17 protein-coding genes are annotated in these 18183 nt (G+C 39.8%); 3 read left to right on the top strand and 14 right to left on the bottom strand.

Annotated elements, in window-relative coordinates; genetic code table 11:
- Nucleotides 1–257, top strand: a 257-nt coding sequence (gene rplT, locus QZ574_RS18410) for a 50S ribosomal protein L20 (RefSeq protein ID WP_297092279.1), incomplete at its 5' end; no start/stop codon positions are given.
- Nucleotides 258–348: 91 nt separating this feature from the next.
- Here the strand turns inward: rplT and QZ574_RS18415 are convergent.
- From QZ574_RS18415 to QZ574_RS18435, 5 genes are all read right to left on the bottom strand, one after another.
- On the bottom strand, nt 349–1971 hold the full coding sequence (locus QZ574_RS18415; RefSeq protein WP_297092281.1) for a M1 family metallopeptidase: 1623 nt from the start codon (nt 1969–1971) through the stop codon (nt 349–351).
- Nucleotides 1972–1975: 4 nt separating this feature from the next.
- A complete protein-coding gene (locus QZ574_RS18420) occupies nt 1976–3046 on the bottom strand; it encodes a DUF2891 domain-containing protein (protein ID WP_297092284.1) in 1071 nt (356 codons plus the stop codon).
- 135 nt (nt 3047–3181) lie between these two features.
- Nucleotides 3182–3658 carry a DUF4199 domain-containing protein gene (locus QZ574_RS18425; RefSeq protein WP_297092286.1) on the bottom strand — a complete coding sequence of 159 codons (477 nt, stop codon included), beginning with the start codon at nt 3656–3658 and terminating at the stop codon, nt 3182–3184.
- 66 nt (nt 3659–3724) lie between these two features.
- Complete coding sequence (rsgA, locus tag QZ574_RS18430) at nt 3725–4783, bottom strand: ribosome small subunit-dependent GTPase A (protein ID WP_297092288.1); 1059 nt, start codon at nt 4781–4783, stop codon at nt 3725–3727.
- Between the two features lie 21 nt (nt 4784–4804).
- Complete coding sequence (locus QZ574_RS18435) at nt 4805–6244, bottom strand: MATE family efflux transporter (protein ID WP_297092290.1); 1440 nt, start codon at nt 6242–6244, stop codon at nt 4805–4807.
- A gap of 247 nt (nt 6245–6491) precedes the next feature.
- Between QZ574_RS18435 and QZ574_RS18440 the strand changes: the two genes are divergently transcribed.
- A complete protein-coding gene (locus QZ574_RS18440; protein ID WP_297092291.1) occupies nt 6492–7220 on the top strand; it encodes a beta-L-arabinofuranosidase domain-containing protein in 729 nt (242 codons plus the stop codon).
- Here QZ574_RS18440 and QZ574_RS18445 read toward each other — a convergent pair.
- On the bottom strand, nt 7217–8422 hold the full coding sequence (locus QZ574_RS18445; protein WP_297092293.1) for an L-serine ammonia-lyase: 1206 nt from the start codon (nt 8420–8422) through the stop codon (nt 7217–7219). The genes QZ574_RS18440 and QZ574_RS18445 overlap by 4 nt on opposite strands.
- 165 nt (nt 8423–8587) lie before the next feature.
- Here QZ574_RS18445 and QZ574_RS18450 point away from each other — a divergent pair, with 165 nt between their 5' ends.
- The gene (locus QZ574_RS18450) at nt 8588–9712 is read left to right on the top strand and encodes an aldose epimerase family protein (protein ID WP_297092295.1); all 1125 of its coding nucleotides are present in this window, start codon (nt 8588–8590) and stop codon (nt 9710–9712) included.
- 45 nt (nt 9713–9757) lie between these two features.
- On the opposite strand, the gene QZ574_RS18455 is transcribed toward QZ574_RS18450, so the two are convergent.
- From QZ574_RS18455 to nhaD, 8 genes are all read right to left on the bottom strand, one after another.
- Nucleotides 9758–10831 (bottom strand): VOC family protein, encoded by a 1074-nt coding sequence (locus tag QZ574_RS18455; protein ID WP_297092297.1) that lies wholly within the window; start codon nt 10829–10831, stop codon nt 9758–9760.
- 19 nt (nt 10832–10850) lie between these two features.
- Entirely contained in the window at nt 10851–11645 is a 795-nt protein-coding gene (locus QZ574_RS18460; protein ID WP_297092299.1) for an SDR family NAD(P)-dependent oxidoreductase, read from the bottom strand.
- Between the two features lie 119 nt (nt 11646–11764).
- Nucleotides 11765–13213, bottom strand: coding sequence for a sodium/proline symporter (locus QZ574_RS18465; RefSeq protein ID WP_297092301.1), 1449 nt, complete (start codon nt 13211–13213; stop codon nt 11765–11767).
- Between the two features lie 133 nt (nt 13214–13346).
- Nucleotides 13347–14270 carry a YitT family protein gene (locus tag QZ574_RS18470; protein ID WP_297092303.1) on the bottom strand — a complete coding sequence of 308 codons (924 nt, stop codon included), beginning with the start codon at nt 14268–14270 and terminating at the stop codon, nt 13347–13349.
- Between the two features lie 124 nt (nt 14271–14394).
- The gene (gene tolA, locus QZ574_RS18475; protein WP_297092305.1) at nt 14395–15471 is read right to left on the bottom strand and encodes a cell envelope integrity protein TolA; all 1077 of its coding nucleotides are present in this window, start codon (nt 15469–15471) and stop codon (nt 14395–14397) included.
- 11 nt (nt 15472–15482) lie between these two features.
- A complete protein-coding gene (locus QZ574_RS18480) occupies nt 15483–15890 on the bottom strand; it encodes a biopolymer transporter ExbD (protein ID WP_297092307.1) in 408 nt (135 codons plus the stop codon).
- A gap of 8 nt (nt 15891–15898) precedes the next feature.
- Nucleotides 15899–16591 carry a MotA/TolQ/ExbB proton channel family protein gene (locus tag QZ574_RS18485; protein ID WP_297092309.1) on the bottom strand — a complete coding sequence of 231 codons (693 nt, stop codon included), beginning with the start codon at nt 16589–16591 and terminating at the stop codon, nt 15899–15901.
- 150 nt (nt 16592–16741) lie between these two features.
- On the bottom strand, nt 16742–18121 hold the full coding sequence (gene nhaD, locus QZ574_RS18490) for a sodium:proton antiporter NhaD (protein ID WP_297092311.1): 1380 nt from the start codon (nt 18119–18121) through the stop codon (nt 16742–16744).
- Nucleotides 18122–18183 lie beyond the last annotated feature (62 nt).

The following is an 18183-nucleotide window of genomic DNA, read 5'->3' on the forward strand; positions in this document are numbered from 1 at the left end:
ACGTTTGGACGGTTGAAAAGAATTCCTGGGAAAAAGGACAAACTTATGCATACCGCGATAGAAAAGCGAAAAAAAGAACATTCCGTGCATTGTGGATTCAGCGTATTAATGCTGCAACCCGTTTGGAAGGAATGTCGTATTCACAATTCATGGGATTGTTGAAAAAGAACGAAATTGAAATAAACAGGAAAGTTTTAGCCGATTTGGCTATGAACCAACCTGAAGCGTTCAAAGCAATCGTAGAAAAAGTAAAATAAAGACTTTATTATTGAGGTGAAATACATTTAAGCCCTGACGGTTTCGTCAGGGCTTTTTTTTGTATGGTACCGGCCAATCCTAAACAAATTCCTACATTTTCGTTTGTGCAAGCTCAAAAAGAAGTTTTACCTCGGGATCTAATTGTATGCTTTTTATCGGGGAAGTAGTTTTTACCTGAACCCGAATATTTGAATTCATACCATCAAAATTTGTGTATTTAAGTTCTGAACTGCCATCTTCATATGTAATCAAAACTTCAAGGGGAAAAGTAAATAACTGATTAGTATTCTGATTAATGGAAATATGTTGTTCCAGCATGTAATTATCCTGTTTTGTTTCTCCCCAGGTATAATTTAAAACCGGATGTCCGGCCTGCCACAGCCACTGTGTAAAAAAGTAATCGAGTTTCTTGCCCGAAACCGCTTCTATTACCTTTTGAAAATCAGTTGTTAATGCAGTTGAATTTTTATAATCATGATAATATTTCTGTAATCCTTTAAAGAATATGTCATCGCCAAGTTTAGCGCGTAACATGTGTAAAAACCAACTGGCTTTCTGATAAGAATTTGTATTTAATAAACGAATGTAATCAGTTACAGTGGTGTCAATAATGGGAGCCAGATTTTGTTTTGAATAGGCTATTATTCGTTCGCGGTCGTCTTTTAAACGCTCATTAAATAAATCATTACCATAAAAATGTTGCATGTAAACATGTGTAAGGTAAGTGGCAAAACCTTCGCTTAACCATACGTGGTGCCAGCTTTGTTCAGTTACCGAGTTGCCAAACCATTGGTGGGCCACTTCGTGGGCAAATAAACGCTCCTGGCTCTGGTTGCTGGTAGCTGTTCGTTCGTGGTAAAATATACAACTGGCATTTTCCATCCCTCCGTAGCGTGTTTTCGATTGCACGTGCGCAAGTTTTTCGTATGAATAAGGGCCAATTAGCGCTGAAAAATACGCCAGTGCTTTTGTGCCGTATTTATAATTGTTAAAACCGGTTTCTTTATCGTGTCTAAAAATCCAGGAGCTTATCGGCACTCCCTGGTAGTTTTCGTTGTTGCCTACCAGAAAATCAGCAACACCAATCACCATCAATTTTGTTGATATGGGCACATCTTCTCTCCAGTGAGTAAATTCAATGTTGTTGGGTAATTGTTTCTTTTCAACGCGCTTTCCATTTGAAACAACCTCGTAATGTTGGGGGGCATAAATCAAAAATTCAAGTGTTGCTTTGTCCGATGGATGATCGACTGTTGGTAACCAATGTTTTGCCCGATCGGGCCAGTTGTCGCCAAAAAAAGTGCGTTGGCCGTGCTTGTTTTTCGAAATAACCAAACCATCAGCGGGTATACCGGTGTAGCAGATTTTAAAACACACCGTATCGCCCGAGCCTATACTTTCAGGCACTTCCACTTGTAAGTTATTGTTTTCATGCAAGAAAACAAGGGCTTGCTCATCGGAGCTTACCGAGTTAACAATCATGCCGATTCCCGAGTCATCCATTCCAATAAAATCAAGCTGAATAGTGTCTGCAGGTTTTAAAAGCCTTATAAAAACACTGGTTTCTCCTCGTATTTGCTTGCTTGAATCGTTTAAATGTAGTTCAAACGTATAATGCAATACATCGATGCTGGTAAAGCGTTCAGTATGCAATTGTGCAAAACAGAATTTTGAAAGGAGAAGAAGAAACGTAAAAAGCAGTGTTTTATGCATTGTGCTAATTTTTTGCAGAACTTTTAATTAGTGCATAAACAGCAAAAGATGCCAGCCAATGGGCTCCTGCGTATTCGCCTGAATCCATTTTTTCAAAACTGTAGTTAAAATGTGCATCAGCCAGATCTATTAGTTTCTGATTTTTCAGGGCGTATCCCATTTCATACAAACACCATGCTCTACTAAAATTCAATCCATCAAGATGGGCCAGTTTGCCATCACTTCTGTCCGTTACTTCGGCTATTTCAATGTATTTTGCAGGATGTTTCTCTATTCCGCGTAGAAAAGTTCTTAACCATTTTTCGAACTCCTTTTGAGGTAAAACCTTTAACATTACAGATGCTTCCTGAAGGCAGGGCGATAAAAAATCGAATCCACCCGGTTCCCATGTAAGCGGACAATCGCAATCGTTTTGGTAATATTCAAGGGCTTTGGCCTCTATCTTTTCCGCCAGGTGGGTGTCGTACTTTTTTGCCCAATCGTAGGCAAACGACATTCCGAAAGCGATATTACTGTGTTCTCCAATTCGAATGGGGTAAATTAATTTGTCTAAAAATTCGTTGAATTTACCTGAAAGCAATTCGGTAAGCGGATTCAGATTAGATTGTAGTTCACTCGCAACGGGATGGTTCCATGTGCGCAATGCTTCATCCAGTTTTAGCAACCATGCCCAGCCATAGGTACGTTCGTAGGTTTTGTTGTGTTCATCATCAAAGTATGCCACCTCTTTTAGGATATTTTCAGCAGTAATATTTTTCTTTAGCTTTTCAATAATCTCATTACTGTGTTCAAAATCAGGAAAGCAGGTCAGTATTTTTACCAGGGTCCAGTGTCCGTGAACCGACGAGTGCCAGTCGAAACAACCGTAAAAGGCAGGATGCAACTGGCGGGGAGGAGCGAGGTAACTGTCGTTACCCAATACCTGATTCAGCTTGTTCGGATACTCCTGATCTATACATTCGTAGGCAAAATGATACAGATAATCGGCTTGGGTTAAAGTAAACTCTATTTTTGATGTTTGAGCCGATAGAAGGTTTACCAATAGAATAAAAGAAAGAATAAGTTTTATCTTCATTTCGCGCATTTTATTGTGAAAATAAAACTTATTCATGAACCGGGAAATCATTTCCGGTTTTTATCGTTAAGGCCAATACTCATTCGGTTAAAAGGCTTGGCTTTTTGAAGAGTTGCATTAACTATTTTACACGTTTCATTTTTTCCGGGTGAAAAGAGCGACAATTGCCGAGGTTACAATACCCATGGCGGGTGCAAAAATTACACTTTGTACAATGTAGCTTTTCATGTTGAAATAACTTTCGGCTGCAGCTTGTGTCATTTTTCCGGTTTCAACGGTGTATGCAATCATTGTTGAAAAATAATCAGGAGTAATAATTGCTGAGGTAATGTATTGCGACAAGGGCGTCAGAAGAGTTACTCCAACAGTTATAATCAATCCGCTGAAAAATCCTTGTTTCCAGGTCATCCGGCCTTGGTACGAATTTTTTCTTTTATCAAGCAAGGCTACAACGTAAACTGCAATTGCAAGTATTGCAAAGAAATTGGTAACAATGGCATGTTTTTCAATATTCTCGTCGTGTAAACCGGCCATTCGTTCGCCCAGCATCCATAAAAGTTGAATTACAATAAACAAAATGGCCCACTTAATTTCAATTGCTATTTTTTTCATTTTTATAAAGTTTAGTTTCAATAGGATATAATAATCAGATTTCGAATATTGTTCACTAAAAGTGCATTACTTCGATTGTTTTTTTTCCTGAAGAATGGATTTTACCATTTTCCCAAAATCCTTAGCTCGCTGGCGTTTTTCGTAGACTGTACTGCTAAAGTGAGCTTGTTCGCGTTTTAGTTTCAGGTAATTCTGGTAGCTATCTTCACTTAATTCGCCACTTTCAACTGCGCTTATAATGGCGCAACCTGTTTCATTCATATGACTGCAATCGTTAAACTTACATTGGGTAGCCAGTTCTGCAATATTGTCAAAGGTGTTTTCCAATGCGTTTGACAAATGGGTGATTCCCAATTCACGCATTCCGGGCGTGTCAATTACAATGCTATTGTTTTTCAATACAAATAATTCGCGATGACTGGTGGTGTGCCGGCCTTTACTGGTGCTTTCACTTATTTTTTTAACCTCTTGTTGCTGTACGCCAAGTAAATGGTTGATAATGGTTGATTTACCTACACCCGATGATCCCAAAAAACAATAGGTTTTATAAGGTTCCAATACTTGCTCTAAGCTGTCGAGTCCTTTTTTAGATTGATTACTTAATGAAATAACGGTGCAGGAACTTTGGCGTGTCGCTATTTCTTGCAGCATTTGTTTTAATACTATTTCGTCGGCCAAATCGGTTTTAGAAATGATAATAATCGGTTTTATCTTTCCGGCAAAACATACGGAAAGGTACCGTTCCAACCGGTTTAAATTAAAATCGTGCCCAACAGCTTGCACGATAAATGCAACATCAACGTTAGCAGCAATCAGTTGTACCTCGGCATGTTTCCCAACAGCTTGCCGTTGCAATACCGAAAAGCGCGGCAACACTTCCAGAATAATCGCACTTGATTCGTCCATTTTTGTAAACCGAACCCAGTCGCCAACAGCCGGAAAATCGGCAGAGGAGTTTGCCGTAAACCTAATATTCCCGGTTATTTCAGCAGAATAAATCGTGTCATTGTTTCTGATGTTGTAACGTTCTTTATGCTCTGCAATAACTCGGGCAAGCTCCGCTTGTTCTATTTGATTGTCAGTTATATATTCAATTAATTCTTGTGGTAACTCTTGTTTGTTCATCGTAGTTTTTTTAGGTGTGTTTTATACTTTTCGAAGTTTCCATTTTCCTTTTCGAAATAGAAAAAGAGCAGTGAGTGCCAAAAACGACTCTGCCAAAACAATGGCCAGACTCGCACCGGTTAGCCCCATATTTAGAACAATAGCAAGCAGGTAGGCGAGTGGAATCTCAAACAGCCAGAAACTAAGAAAATTGATTTTGGTGGGTGTAATGGTGTCGCCACTGCCATTGAAGCCCTGCATAAGTACCATGCCAAGTGCGTAAAACAAAAAACCAAAGCTAATAATGCGCAAGGCCATTGTTCCATTTGCTACTACTTCCGTTTCATCGATAAATAGTTTCATCCAGAAATCAGGGAAAATGGCAAGCAGAATCCCAACCACGCCCATAAATATCATGTTTACATACCCCGTAATCCACACTGACCGTTCGGCCCGTTCCGGATGGTTTGCCCCCAGGTTTTGCCCAACAAGCGTTGAGGCAGCATTGCTAAGTCCCCAGGCCGGCAGCAAGGCAAAAATTATTATCCGTATTGCAATGGTATAGCCGGCAAGTGCTTCAGGTCCTGAAACTGCAATAATTCGCACCAGCAGCACCCAGCTCGATGTGGCAATCAGGTTTTGTAAAATTCCACCTCCTGATATTTTTACCAGGTTTTGCATTACTTTAATCCTGATTTTCAAGCTATTCCAATAAAGCCTGATACGATGATGCCCTTTAAAAAGGACATAAAACTGGTACAAAACTGCCAGCCCTCGGCCGATTGAGGTGGCGATAGCTGCACCTGCCAAACCTAATTCGGGGAAAGGGCCATAGCCAAATATTAGCAGCGGATCGAGAATTATATTGATGATATTGGCCAGCCACATTACCCTCATAGATATCGCCGCATCGCCAGAACTACGAAAAACGGCGTTTATAATAAACAGCTGCATAATAACCACATTGCTTCCGAACATTATGGCAGGGTAGAGGTATCCCTGCTCAGCCATTAAAGCCGTTGCACCCATCAGTTCTAAGAACTTTTTTGCAAAAAGTGCTCCGGGTATGGCAATACAAATTGAAAAAAACAGTCCCACCAGCATGGCCTGGAAAGCTACCACTCCGGCTTGTTTTTTATTTTTTTCGCCAATTCTTCTTGAAACTAGCGCAGTTGTGGCTACACTCAGGCCCATTCCAATGGCATAAACGATGGTCATGGCCGATTCGGTTATACCAACGGTTGCAACCGCATCGGCGCCCAGTTTCGATACAAAAAAGATATCAACAACAGCAAATACCGATTCCATAATCATTTCCAGTACCATCGGAACAGCTAAAATAAAAATAGCTTTGCCAAGGCTGGCTTCGGTAAAATCCCGCTCGGTGCCTCCAATTGCTTCTTTTACATCAATCCAGAGTTCTAATAAGTCAAGGTCTTTTAATTTTTTTAAAGACAACACATTTGTTCTTTTGCGTAACATTGTAAAATATGGAAAATAAGTGAATAAACGATAAAATAAACTCTACCTGGCCAACCTTAGAACGGTCGGCAATTTGTGACGGTATTATAATTTGAGCTATTCATTTTCGTTTCTCCTTTGCTATTGAGACACAAAGGTATGGAAATTTATTTTTATTCAACAAATCATTTTTTAATAATCTTTTCTTTTAATTTTTAAATGAACACTTCGTTTAACCAAGTGTTAAATAGCTGATAAATAATATGGCATGAATCTAAAACTTGGCTTTATCCTACTTCTAATTCTTTTTATTTCGTGTGCCGATAAACAGGGATTTCCTTTAAAAAAGTCGCAACGGTTTACTACTGATAATACATCTGTAAAATTCGAAAACATCCCAGACAGCGCAGGTTTTAGCGAGCTGTTTACTTTTGTAACCTCGTATAAAACAGTGGATAAAGGTTTTAGTCTGGCCGAATTTGAAAATGAATATCAACGTTTTGGTCTCAACGGAAATGTGGATTTAACTGATTCATTAATTAGCGCATGCTGGATAGAAATGAACGGATTGTTACTGGAACTAACAGGCAAAGAAATTTATGCGCAGGCGCTGGAACAAGTTTCTGAAATCAATTCAGGAGCCGAAAAGATACAACCCTTTGTGTTTACTAAAAACGTCGATCATATTTATGTTAATCTTTTTAAACCTGCAGAAATGGGCTATTCGCATACTCTGGGAGGTGAGGTGCAATTAAGGCAGGAAACCGATTATCCGGAGTCGGGAAAGGTTACCTTATTTTTTGAAATGACTGAACGTCGCTATATTGAGTTATACATTAGAATACCCGATTGGGCAGAGGGCACTAATGTTGAAGTGAAAAAGGTAAAATATTTTACGCAGCCGGGCACTTATTGTAAAATTGCAAAAAAATGGAAACAGGGCGATGTGGTTGAGATTCAACTTCCCATCGAAAATTATCCACCCCCGCGACTTTAGCACTTCGGCAGAGCATCAAAAATGGCAAGTCCTCCTTCCGACGTTTCACGATATTTACTTTGTAAATCAATGCCGGTTTTGTACATGGTTTCCACTACATCATCAAAACTAATGCGATGGCGGCCATCAGTTAGCAATGCATAATTATTATGCGCAACTGCTCGTTCGGCTGCAAAAGCATTACGCTCGATACAAGGAATTTGCACCATCCCTGCAACCGGATCGCAGGTAAGTCCAAGATGATGCTCGAGACCCATTTCTGCCGAATATTCAATCTGGTAAATTGTTCCTCCCATCATTTGCGTTGCTGCTCCCGAAGCCATGGCGCAGGCAGTTCCAACTTCTCCCTGGCATCCCACCTCTGCTCCTGATATTGAAGCATTGGTTTTTACAATGTTGCCAATAAGTCCGGCAGTAGCCAGTGCACGTAATACGGTATTGGTATCGCTTTTATGTATTTTTTTGAAATATTTCAGAACGGCAGGTAAAACACCACTGGCTCCACAAGTTGGAGCGGCAACAACTTTACCTCCGGCAGCATTTTCTTCTGATACTGCCAGTGCATAAGAGAATAATTGCGACCGACGTTTGAAAGGAGTAGCAAAATTATGTCCTTTGGTGTTAAAACTTTGTGCTTTTCGGGGTAGTTTCAATCCTCCGGGAAGCACTCCTTCGGTTTTTAAACCGCGTTTGATACTCTCGAACATTACCTGCCATACTTCTTCCAAATATTCCCAAATATCAGGCTCTTCGAACTCTGCAACATATTCCCAAAAACTTTTTCCGTTAAGATTGCACCAGTTTAATATTTCCGACATGGTGCGATGTTCGTATATTTCAGTTGTTTCAGCATTGGTGGTTTCATCAACAATAGCACCACCTCCTATGCTGTAACATGTCCATGATGATATTTGCTCGTTATTTGCCGAAAAGGCTTTAAAAATCATGCCATTAGGATGTTTTGGCAAAAAAGTTTTTGGCTCCCATAAAATTTGCAAAAGCCGATTGCCTAAACTTTGCTGAATGGCAAAATCAGTTAAGTGTCCTTTCCCGGTTGCGGCAAGGCTTCCGTACAATGTAACTTCAAAATGATGGGCGCCTGGGTTATCTGCCAAAAATTTATCAGCTGCTTTTTTGGGCCCCATGGTATGGCTACTCGAAGGTCCGTGCCCAATTTTATATATTTCTTTTATCGATTCCATTATGCAAAAAATAGTATTACAAATGAAAAATAGAAAAATGAGAAAATCAATGACATGACACTTTTTTAATGGATCTTTGGAATAAATTTCGGTTAAACAATTTAAAAAAACGTTTAGCAGGTAATTATAATTAATAGTAGCTTTATGCGATTAAAACCAATTAGAATGAAAAAAATATTACCCTTACTTATCCTTGTTTTTATCTTTTCTTGTACAACCCAACTAAAAAAAGAAATTGAGATGCCATTTACAAAAGCCGATTTTGAAAGTGTTATTGACGGAAAGCCAACCCGTTTGTTTGTTATGGAAAATGAAAACGGAATGCAAGTGGCTTTAACCAATTACGGAGCTAAAATTGTTGCTATTTATGTACCCGACAAAAAAGGAAACTTTGCCGATGTCGTCCTTGGGTTTAAATCAATTGATGATTATATGAAATATGGAGCAAGCCATGGAGCAGTTGTTGGTCCGTTTGCCAATCGAATAGCAAATGCGAGTTTTGTTATTGATGATGTAAGCTATAATTTTCCGGTAAACAATGGTAAAGCCTGCTTGCACTCGGGGCCTGATAGCTGGTACCGAAAAGTTTGGGATGCCGAAAAAAACGGTAATGTTACTGTTTTTAAACTCGGGAGCAGCGATGGAGAGTATGGCTTTCCTGGTAATAAATCGGTAAAAGTAACTTACTCGCTAACCAATGATAACGAACTAAAAATTGATTATGAACTGACAACAGATAAAGCATGTCATTTTAATTTAACCAACCACAGTTATTTTAATTTGAAAGGAGAGGGGAACGGTGATATTTTAAATCATGAAATATTGATAAATGCTGATAGTGTAACACCCGTTGCCAATTCAGAGATGATTCCAACTGGGGACATTGCTTTGGTTAAAGGAACTGATTTGGATTTTACCACGCCACATGTAATTGGAGCGCGTATTGACAACCCTAACGAGCAATTGCAGTTTGGTAATGGTTACGATTTTAACTACGTAATAAATAAAGAGAGTAACGAGTTGGCTTTTGCAGCCAGTGCTTTCGATCCAGAGAGTGGAAGGCTAATGGAAGTATATACAACAGAGCCGGGCGTACAACTGTATACCGGGAACTTTTTAAAAGGCCAGGAAATCGGAAAATCCGGGAAGGCTTATGAAAAACGTTTCGGATTTTGTTTAGAAACCCAACACTTTCCGAATTCGCCTAACCAGGCCAATTTCCCGAGTACATTGCTAAAGCCTGGCGAGCGACTAAAATCAACAACTATTTTTAAGTTTTCAGTAAAATAAGTTCATAAAAAAAGAGACACTTTAAAATGTCTCTTTTTTTATGATTTATTTTTTGTCTTTTACCCGCATAAAACGGAACAATTTCATAATCCAGTTCGGAAGGGGATGATAGCCGCGTTTACGCAAGTCGATATACCATCCAATCTTTTTCACAATTGGTATTTTATGTGTTTCAACAAATTCAATTAAGGTGCCTTCAGGCGCTTGTATATAAGCAAAATTTCCTGCAGCTTCTCCCATGTCGAATGATTCCGTTGCTTTTGCACTATCAACTGTAAACGGATAGCCAAGCGCTTTTGCTTTTTTTCGAAAATCGTCCATTCCGTTTATATCAAAACACAAATGTATAAATCCCGGATCGCCCCATATTCTTCCCTCGTAAATATCTTTTGGCTCGTAATCAAATGCCTGAACCAGTTCGATAACCGACTGCCCAAAAAATGGGCTGAATGCACCTTGTTTTACATCGGAATGACGAAGTAAAACCCTTCTGAATTTTTTGTCGCCGCCGGCAATACCTTTGTAATCCTCAAAAACACCTGTTTTGTCGTAAACAATTTCATCGTACTGAAGAATTTCCTGGTATACTTTAAGACTGGTATCCATGTCTTTTACCCCAATTACAGTTCCTAAAACGCCGCCGCTCAACGACTTTTCTTTTTTTCGAAAAACACCTTCCTGGTTTTTAATTTCCCAGGAGTTTCCATAAATGTCTTTCATAAAAAAATGATCGTTTCCGGCCGGGTCTTTTGTTATTGGTGTAAGCAGGTTAAGTTTTTCCTGCTTAAACTTATTATAAACCGCTTGTACATTTTCGGTTTTAATTTTTCCGATGTTAATTCCCAGGTCGCCAAGTTGAATTTCAAAAGCTATGGGCTCGGGTTTTTTACCGGTGTGTTGCCATATTTCAAAGCCACCGCCCCCCTGCATATTAAGCGCTAAAACAGCCCTTCTGTCGCGTGTTTTGCCTGCTGTGTGGGCAAGCATAAGTTCGGCCGTTGCTTCATCTTCAAACATTTTTATGTCCATCGAGAAATGTTCGCGATACCATTTCCACGCTTCCTGAAGGTTTTCAACTCCAACTCCTAACTGCTGAATACCATTAATTTGTGCTTTCATACCCGCTCAATATTTTCAATTACAGTGGATTTACACGCGAAGCCATGTAATAGTACAAACGCGGCAAAAACCGTCTGATATGCACCATTACTACTTCTGTGCCTCCTACTAATATCTCTTTTTTTTCCTTTTTTAATTTTCTGCAAATTATTTTTGCGCATTTTTCAACTGCCATGCCGGTGTCCTGGCCTTCGTCCATTTTCGAATGTGTTTTGCCATCTTTGTTAACCGCATTTACCGAAATATTTGTTTTTATGCGTCCGGGAATAATTACCGAAACCCGAATGTTATTTTTTGTGTTTTCAGCTCTTAAACTTTCGTAAAAACCGTGCAAGGCCTGTTTTGATGCTGAATAGGAAGAACGATACGGGAAACCGAATTTACCCACAATACTGGAGGTTACTGCCAGGTGCCCGCCACCGTTTTTAATCATCTCCGGTAAAACCAGTTTCGTTAACGCAATGGTTCCAAAGTAATTAATTTCAAAAATCTTCCGATCAACTGAAACGGGTGTTTCATGAACAAATGACCGTTGACTGATTCCTCCGAACTGATAGAGCGCATCAACCTTAATCTTATTTTTGTAAATATAATCTGCTGCATTTTTAACCGATTGTTCGTTGCCTAAATCAAATGGTAGCACAATTGCTGAACATCCGTTTTGTGTACATTGCCGCTCTGTTTCCTTTAAGGCTTTCTCGTTCCTTCCTGAAAGAATAAGTTTTACATCGTATGCCGATAACTCTATGGCCACTGCTTTTCCAATGCCCGAAGACGCTCCGGTAATCCAAATTGTTTTTCCTGTAAAATCCATTTAATAAATTCTTTCAGAGTGCCACGAAGATAGCAGAATAATTACGCAGACAAAACGAATACTCCCTATTTTTATGCCCTTTGTTTTAAAAATAGTTAAGATTGTTAAAATCGTTCAATTCAGCTTCTGTTCTGTCTTTCAGGAAAAAGAAAACTAAAAAGAACAGCCATTAGAAATGCAAGAAAATAACTGGCCAGCCGTTCAGAAATGCCGGTAGGTTCAAGTAACCATGTTTTCCAGGTAACAGCTGATAGTGTTCCGGTAATTAAGCTGGCAAAAACTCCTGCCCGCGACAGTCGATTCCAGAAAATGAGTAACACGATAGCCGGCCCGAAAGAAGCGCCAATCCCGCTCCAGGCATATGATACCAAACCATAAACAGTATCTTCCATGGTAATGGCAAGCAAAAAGCCAACAAGCCCCACAGCAAGGGTAAGCAATTTATTGAGTAAGAGCATTCGCTTTTCTTCAATTTTCTTTTTGGCAACATGAAGGTAAAAATCTTCGGTCATCGACGACGACACTACCATAAGTTGCGATGATGCGGTTGACATCATTGCAGAAACGGCTCCCGATAAAAGTATTCCTGCCAGAATTGGATTTAGAAGAGTCATTACCAGTAAGGGCATAATTTTTTCAGCATCGGTGGCTACTGCTGCCGCTGCTGTGCCCAACAGTCCATTCTGAACCAATTGGTAGCCAATAATCCCAATCATAAACGCACCGGTATAGGCCAATAAGGTCCACGCAATTGCAAGCCACCTGCTTTGTTGGGTTTCTTTTTTGTTTCGCATAGCCATCATTCGGGTTAGTAGTTGCGGTTGACCTGTATAGCCAAACGCCCAGCTTAATCCGTTAAGAATTAATAAGCCTCCGGTTGCCTGCTTTACTGTAGAAATGTTTTGTGGAACAAGGTAGTTAGCTTGGGCTATGGCTTCGGCAACATTTATATTGTTTGAGGCTGCAATGCCTAAGGCAATTATTGGCAAAACCACACAGGTTACCACCATTAATACAGCCTGAAAAGCATCGGTAGCCACCACTGTGATAAAGCCTCCAAGCATGGTGTAAAGTGTAACCAGTGCCGAGCCGATAACCATTCCCCAAAACGGATCGATATGAAAAGTATCGTTAAAGATTTTGCCGGCTCCACTAAATTGGGCCGCAATATACAACACAAAAAAGAAGATGATTATTAAGGAGGAAAGAATACCAAAACTTCGCTGTGTGCCACTAAATTTTGCCGAAAATAGCCCGGGAACGGTGAGTGCTCCGGTTTTTTCGGTGAGGTGTTGCAGCGGTTCAGCCAAAAAAATCCACAAGAACAGAATACCTGAAACACATCCCAAAGCAACCCAAATAGCAGCCATTCCCTCGCTGTAGGCATAGCCGGTAAGCCCAAGAAGTAACCAGGCCGATTCTCCTGTTGCCCTTTCGGATAATGCTAATGAAAAACCCGATATTTTTTTACCTCCTAAAACAAAGTCGTTATTTGTTTTGGAGCGTTGTGCCGAATAAACCACAATGCCAATCAGTACTACCAGGTAGGCAACAAATACAATAATCATAAATTAATCGAAATAATGAGATTCGACCAAAGATAAAAAGAAATTGTATGGTAGCAATTTCGTTGTTGCTCGATTTGGATGGTGTTTGATGTACCTTATTATGAAATGTTTCGTTTCACCAAAGCAATTTCAATTAGTCGCTAACTTTCTGATTTAAACTCTGAAAACCTTCGCCCAAAATTTCTTTAGTGTCCATTACCGTAATAAAGGCATCGGGGTCTATTTTGCTTATAAATTCCTGTAAAATAGCTACTTCGCGCCTGCTTACAACGGTGTAAATTATTTGTTTGTGTTCACCGGTATACATGCCCTCGCCATTTAAATAGGTTCCGCCACGTTCCAAATCAACCAACAATTTTTGTTTTATTTCGCTATGTTTGGCCGAAACTATAATTAATGCCTTGTTGTAGCTGGCTCCCTCAATGGTTAAGTCGATAACCTTTCCGGTAATGTAAATTACTATTAATGAATACAGCGGTATTGCCCAATCGCCAAAAGCAATTAATCCGAATAGAACAATTACCGAATCAACATAAATCATCAACCTGCCGATTTGAATATGGGTGTATTTGCCAATAATCATGGCAATAATATCGGAGCCTCCGGAGGTGGCTCGTGATTTAAAAATTAGCCCCAGGCCAAAGCCTGCAAGCACGCCTGCAAATATGCACGACAATAAAATATCGTTAACCAATGGAGCGTTCCCAACCGGGCGCATCATGGTAATTAAATCGTTAAATGTGGCGGTAAGTATGGAACCTGTAACTGTTTTTACCCCAAAGCGCGGACCCAGGACTTTTATTCCGGTAATTATTAACGGAATATCAATAAGTAAAGCAAATAACCCAACGGGTATACCATCGGGCCAAAAAGAAAAAACGCCTTCGGTAAGGTAGTGTACAACAATGGCAATACCATAAACGCCACCCGGCACAATTTTATGAGGGGTAATAAAAAATACGAATGAAGCAGCCAGAATAAATGATCCGGCAATAATCATCAGGTAATCTGTAATCCATTTTTTACTAAAAACCTTATCTTTTGTTAAGAATGCCATAGCGTAAAATTTTACGCAAAAAAACACAAATTTAATGGATTTAAAAACAGATAATTGTCAGTAATAGTTTACCACATAAACCCAGGGTGGGGCAGCCTTTAATAAGAATAAGTTTTATACGAATTTAATCCAATACAAACCGATATGAAATGGTTCCCTGCTGGAAGGCAGGAGCATTCTCATCAATATTAAAGCTGGCTTTCAGAGCTGCCTGTTTGGCTTCGTCCCAAAAAGCTTTATTTGCAATAGTTGTTCCCCTGGCTCCGGGCTCTGCAGAGGTAACTTTTCCATATTTATCTACCGTAACTTTTACCACAACAATTCCTGCATCGTTACCCGGGTAATTGGGTTTTGGCAGCGATTTTGCTGATCGGCCTGAGAGACTAAAGGAAACACCCGATCCCTGGTTGCCTGAACCACTTCCTCCATCGCCATAATTTCCGGCATTCGGATCGCCTGTTGGTACGCCCTGGTTTCCTCCCGGAAATGTTACCCCCTGGCTGGTTCCCTGTCCACTTCCTGTTCCTCCACTTCCTGAGCCACTTTTAGAGAAAGCGCCTTGTGTACGCGAATTAATTTCAGCAATTCTTCGCTCTTCTTCAGCCTTACGCTGGCGCTCTGCTTCTTCACGAGCTTTACGTTCTGCTTCTTCGCGTGCTATTCGTTCTGCTTCTTCCTGTTTTTTACGATCTATCTCTTCTTGTTTCTTTCGCTCAATTTCGGCAAGACGTTTTTGCTCTGCTTCTTCCTCTTGCTGCCGTTTTAACGCTTCCTGTTCTCTTTTTCTTTTAAGTTCCAGTTCTTTTTCAATCCGCTGTTGTTCCTCTTTTTTCTTTTTTTCTGCCGCATCAATGGCTACTGTTTTTTCGTAGTCTTGAGTCATAGCCACTTCTTTTGCAGGTTGTGGCTCGGGTTGCGAAGTTGGAGGAGGAGGTGTTTGCTGAACGGGAGTTGATGCCGCTTTTCGTTCAACTGGTTTTGGCGGAGGTGGAGTTTGCTGTTTTTTGCGGGCCGGACTGGGTTCACTTTTGCCAAAACCATTTGCGGTATTGCCAAAGTTTACCAGAATTCCTTCTTCTCCGGGTAGCGGAAGTGGGGTGAAAAAGCCCAAAACAAGCAATAAAATCAGCACAATTACATGAAAAATAATTGTACCAATAAGCCCTTTCTTCTTCTCGCTATATTCCTCTCGCCTTATCATTTTAATTTGTTTTATTCAGGAGCGGTGGCCAAAATCATTTTGTACCTGTTCCTGCGGGCAATGTTCATAATTTTTACCACTTCGTTTACCGGCACTGATTGGTCGGCATGCAAAGAGATAAAAATATCATCGTTTCCTGTTCCGAATTTATTTTTCAGAAAAGGTTCAATTTCTTTAAAGTTTACACGTTGCAGCTTGTTGTCGTCGTTAATGTAGTATTTTAAATCTGCTGTTATTGAAATGGTTGTGATTGGCTTGGCTGCCGTTTGATTGCTGCTTTGGGGCAACAATAATTTTAAGGCATTTGGCGCAATCAGTGTAGATGTAACCATGAAAAATATGAGCAGAAGAAACACAATATCAGTCATCGACGACATACTAAAAGCAGCATTTACTTTATTTCGCTTTTTTAGTGCCATAGTTTAAATTATGCCGGTTCGTTTAACAGGTCCATAAATTCAGAAGTGGTAGCTTCCATTTTAAATACTACCTTTTCAACATTCGATACCAGAATATTATAAGCAAAGTAGGCAATAATACCTACAATAAGACCCGCCACAGTGGTTACCATTGCCTGGTAAATACCGGTTGATAATAATGTTACATCAATATTATTGCCTGCATTCGACATGTCGTAAAAGGCCTGAATCATTCCCATAACCGTACCCAAAAAACCAATCATTGGCGCACCTCCGGCAACCGAAGCCAGCACGGGGAGTCCCTTCTCAAGTTTAGAAATTTCGAGGTTACCCACATTTTCAATAGCTGCATTTACATCGGTTAATGGACGACCAATCCGGCTGATTCCTTTTTCCAGCATGCGCGAAGCCGGATTGGCATTGCTTCTACAGAGTGCAATCGCAGAGTCGATCTTTCCGGATGTTATATAAACTTTTACTTTTTCCAACAATCCTGAATCAAATTTTCCGGCCTTTTTAATGGCAAAATACCGGTCGAAAAATATATAAACAGCAACCACTGATAAGAATAGAATAGGAATCATTATCCATCCACCTTTCATCGCCAGATCAATAAATTTAGTAGAAATGCCTTCCGGCTCAGTTGCCATAGCTTCCATTTCTTGCGAAATGTCGGCCTGAATCATCAATAAATTAAACATGTTTATTCAGTTATTTTTTATAATTCTTAAAATAAAAAACGAGGTATAACCTTAATTATTATACCTCGCTAAAATAAGCAATATTTTATCTGTTTTGTTTGCTTTGCCCCGAGTATGCTACAGAGTTATGAACAACTGTATTTTGATAGTTTATAAGGCAAACAAAAGGTAATATGTGGCAGCACCTGCTAGGTAGCCAATAAAGGCGAGCCATGTAATCTTTTTCAGGTACCATATAAAATCAATTTTTTCAAGCCCCATTGCTGCAACTCCTGCTGCCGACCCAATTATTAACATGCTACCACCAGTTCCGGCAGTGTATGCCAGAAATTCCCAAAATGCACCGTCTTGAACAAAAAATGAATCATAACCTGAAGCACCAATATCTGCTATCGGATACATACCCATGGCTCCCGCAACAAGCGGAACATTGTCAACAATTGATGACAGTACACCAATCGCCAGGTCAATCAGGTAAATATTACCAAGGTTTTTATCAAGAAAGGTGGCTAATATATTTAAATGACCGGCTGATTGCAGGGCCGCCACTGCCGAAAGAATACCGAGAAAAAATAAAACAGTTGGAACATCAACCCGATGCAATATTGCCGTTACCTTTAATTTGTCTCTAATCTCTTTTGGTTTGTCTTTATGAATAATTTCGCCAACAACCCATAAAATTCCCAGTGAGAGCAACATGCCCATGTATGGTGGTAAATGGGTAATGGTTTTAAAAACCGGAACAAATAAAAGGCCGCCAATACCAAGAGCTAAAATTAAAATCCTTTCTTTTTCTGTGCTGTATTCTATTTCTTCATCATCCTCAGTCGGTCGAGTTACAGTTCCTTTCATTGTAAATGATAAAATACCCAAGGGAACAACCAGACAAACCAAACTTGGCAGAATTACCTTCATTATTATCTGCCCGGCTGTTACCTGTCCTCCAATCCAAAGCATAATTGTAGTTACATCACCAATTGGCGACCATGCTCCACCAGCATTGGCAGCTAAAACAACCATACTTGCAAAAAACCATCGTGTTTGTTTATCGTCAATAAGTTTTCGGAGTAAGGCTACAAGCACAATTGTTGTGGTGAGGTTATCTAACAGTGCCGACATAAAGAAGGTTAAAAGACTTAGTATCCACAAAAGTTTAACTTTATTGGTTGTTTTAATTTTATCGGTAATAATTTTAAAGCCTTCGTGCTGGTCAACAACTTCAACAATTGTCATTGCACCAAGCAAGAAGAATAGTATTTCGCCAATTTCTCCTAAATGATGAATAATTTCGTAATCAACAACAAATTCGTGAACAGCGTGTAAGCCATGAGAATCGGGGTGTGCGGCCAGGAAATTTTCCCAGGATGGACTAAATCCCATTTGTAAAATACTTTCAGCACCCAGCACATAAATAACCCAGCACATTGTTCCAATTATTAAAGCTGACGCGGCTTTGTCAACTTTTAAAGGATGTTCAAAGGCAATTGCAGTATAGCCCAGAACGAAGACCACAACCATAAGTGTAAACATAATAATATAATTTAGGTATAAGCTTTTTAAAACGAAAAGCAAAAGTATTGCACGCAGAGCAG

It is taken from the genome of uncultured Draconibacterium sp., assembly GCF_913063105.1.
Taxonomy (GTDB): domain Bacteria; phylum Bacteroidota; class Bacteroidia; order Bacteroidales; family Prolixibacteraceae; genus Draconibacterium.

Excerpts from the sequence above, each read along its gene's own strand:
- QZ574_RS18415 (WP_297092281.1), bottom strand. The coding sequence starts at position 1,971 with ATGCATAAAACACTGCTTTTTACGTTTCTTCTTCTCCTTTCAAAATTC.
- QZ574_RS18420 (WP_297092284.1), bottom strand. The coding sequence starts at position 3,046 with ATGAAGATAAAACTTATTCTTTCTTTTATTCTATTGGTAAACCTTCTA.
- QZ574_RS18425 (WP_297092286.1), bottom strand. The coding sequence starts at position 3,658 with ATGAAAAAAATAGCAATTGAAATTAAGTGGGCCATTTTGTTTATTGTA.
- rsgA (WP_297092288.1), bottom strand. The coding sequence starts at position 4,783 with ATGAACAAACAAGAGTTACCACAAGAATTAATTGAATATATAACTGAC.
- QZ574_RS18435 (WP_297092290.1), bottom strand. The coding sequence starts at position 6,244 with ATGTTACGCAAAAGAACAAATGTGTTGTCTTTAAAAAAATTAAAAGAC.
- QZ574_RS18440 (WP_297092291.1), top strand. The coding sequence starts at position 6,492 with ATGAATCTAAAACTTGGCTTTATCCTACTTCTAATTCTTTTTATTTCG.
- QZ574_RS18445 (WP_297092293.1), bottom strand. The coding sequence starts at position 8,422 with ATGGAATCGATAAAAGAAATATATAAAATTGGGCACGGACCTTCGAGT.
- QZ574_RS18450 (WP_297092295.1), top strand. The coding sequence starts at position 8,588 with ATGAAAAAAATATTACCCTTACTTATCCTTGTTTTTATCTTTTCTTGT.
- QZ574_RS18455 (WP_297092297.1), bottom strand. The coding sequence starts at position 10,831 with ATGAAAGCACAAATTAATGGTATTCAGCAGTTAGGAGTTGGAGTTGAA.
- QZ574_RS18460 (WP_297092299.1), bottom strand. The coding sequence starts at position 11,645 with ATGGATTTTACAGGAAAAACAATTTGGATTACCGGAGCGTCTTCGGGC.
- QZ574_RS18465 (WP_297092301.1), bottom strand. The coding sequence starts at position 13,213 with ATGATTATTGTATTTGTTGCCTACCTGGTAGTACTGATTGGCATTGTG.
- QZ574_RS18470 (WP_297092303.1), bottom strand. The coding sequence starts at position 14,270 with ATGGCATTCTTAACAAAAGATAAGGTTTTTAGTAAAAAATGGATTACA.
- tolA (WP_297092305.1), bottom strand. The coding sequence starts at position 15,471 with ATGATAAGGCGAGAGGAATATAGCGAGAAGAAGAAAGGGCTTATTGGT.
- QZ574_RS18480 (WP_297092307.1), bottom strand. The coding sequence starts at position 15,890 with ATGGCACTAAAAAAGCGAAATAAAGTAAATGCTGCTTTTAGTATGTCG.
- QZ574_RS18485 (WP_297092309.1), bottom strand. The coding sequence starts at position 16,591 with ATGTTTAATTTATTGATGATTCAGGCCGACATTTCGCAAGAAATGGAA.
- nhaD (WP_297092311.1), bottom strand. The coding sequence starts at position 18,121 with ATGTTTACACTTATGGTTGTGGTCTTCGTTCTGGGCTATACTGCAATT.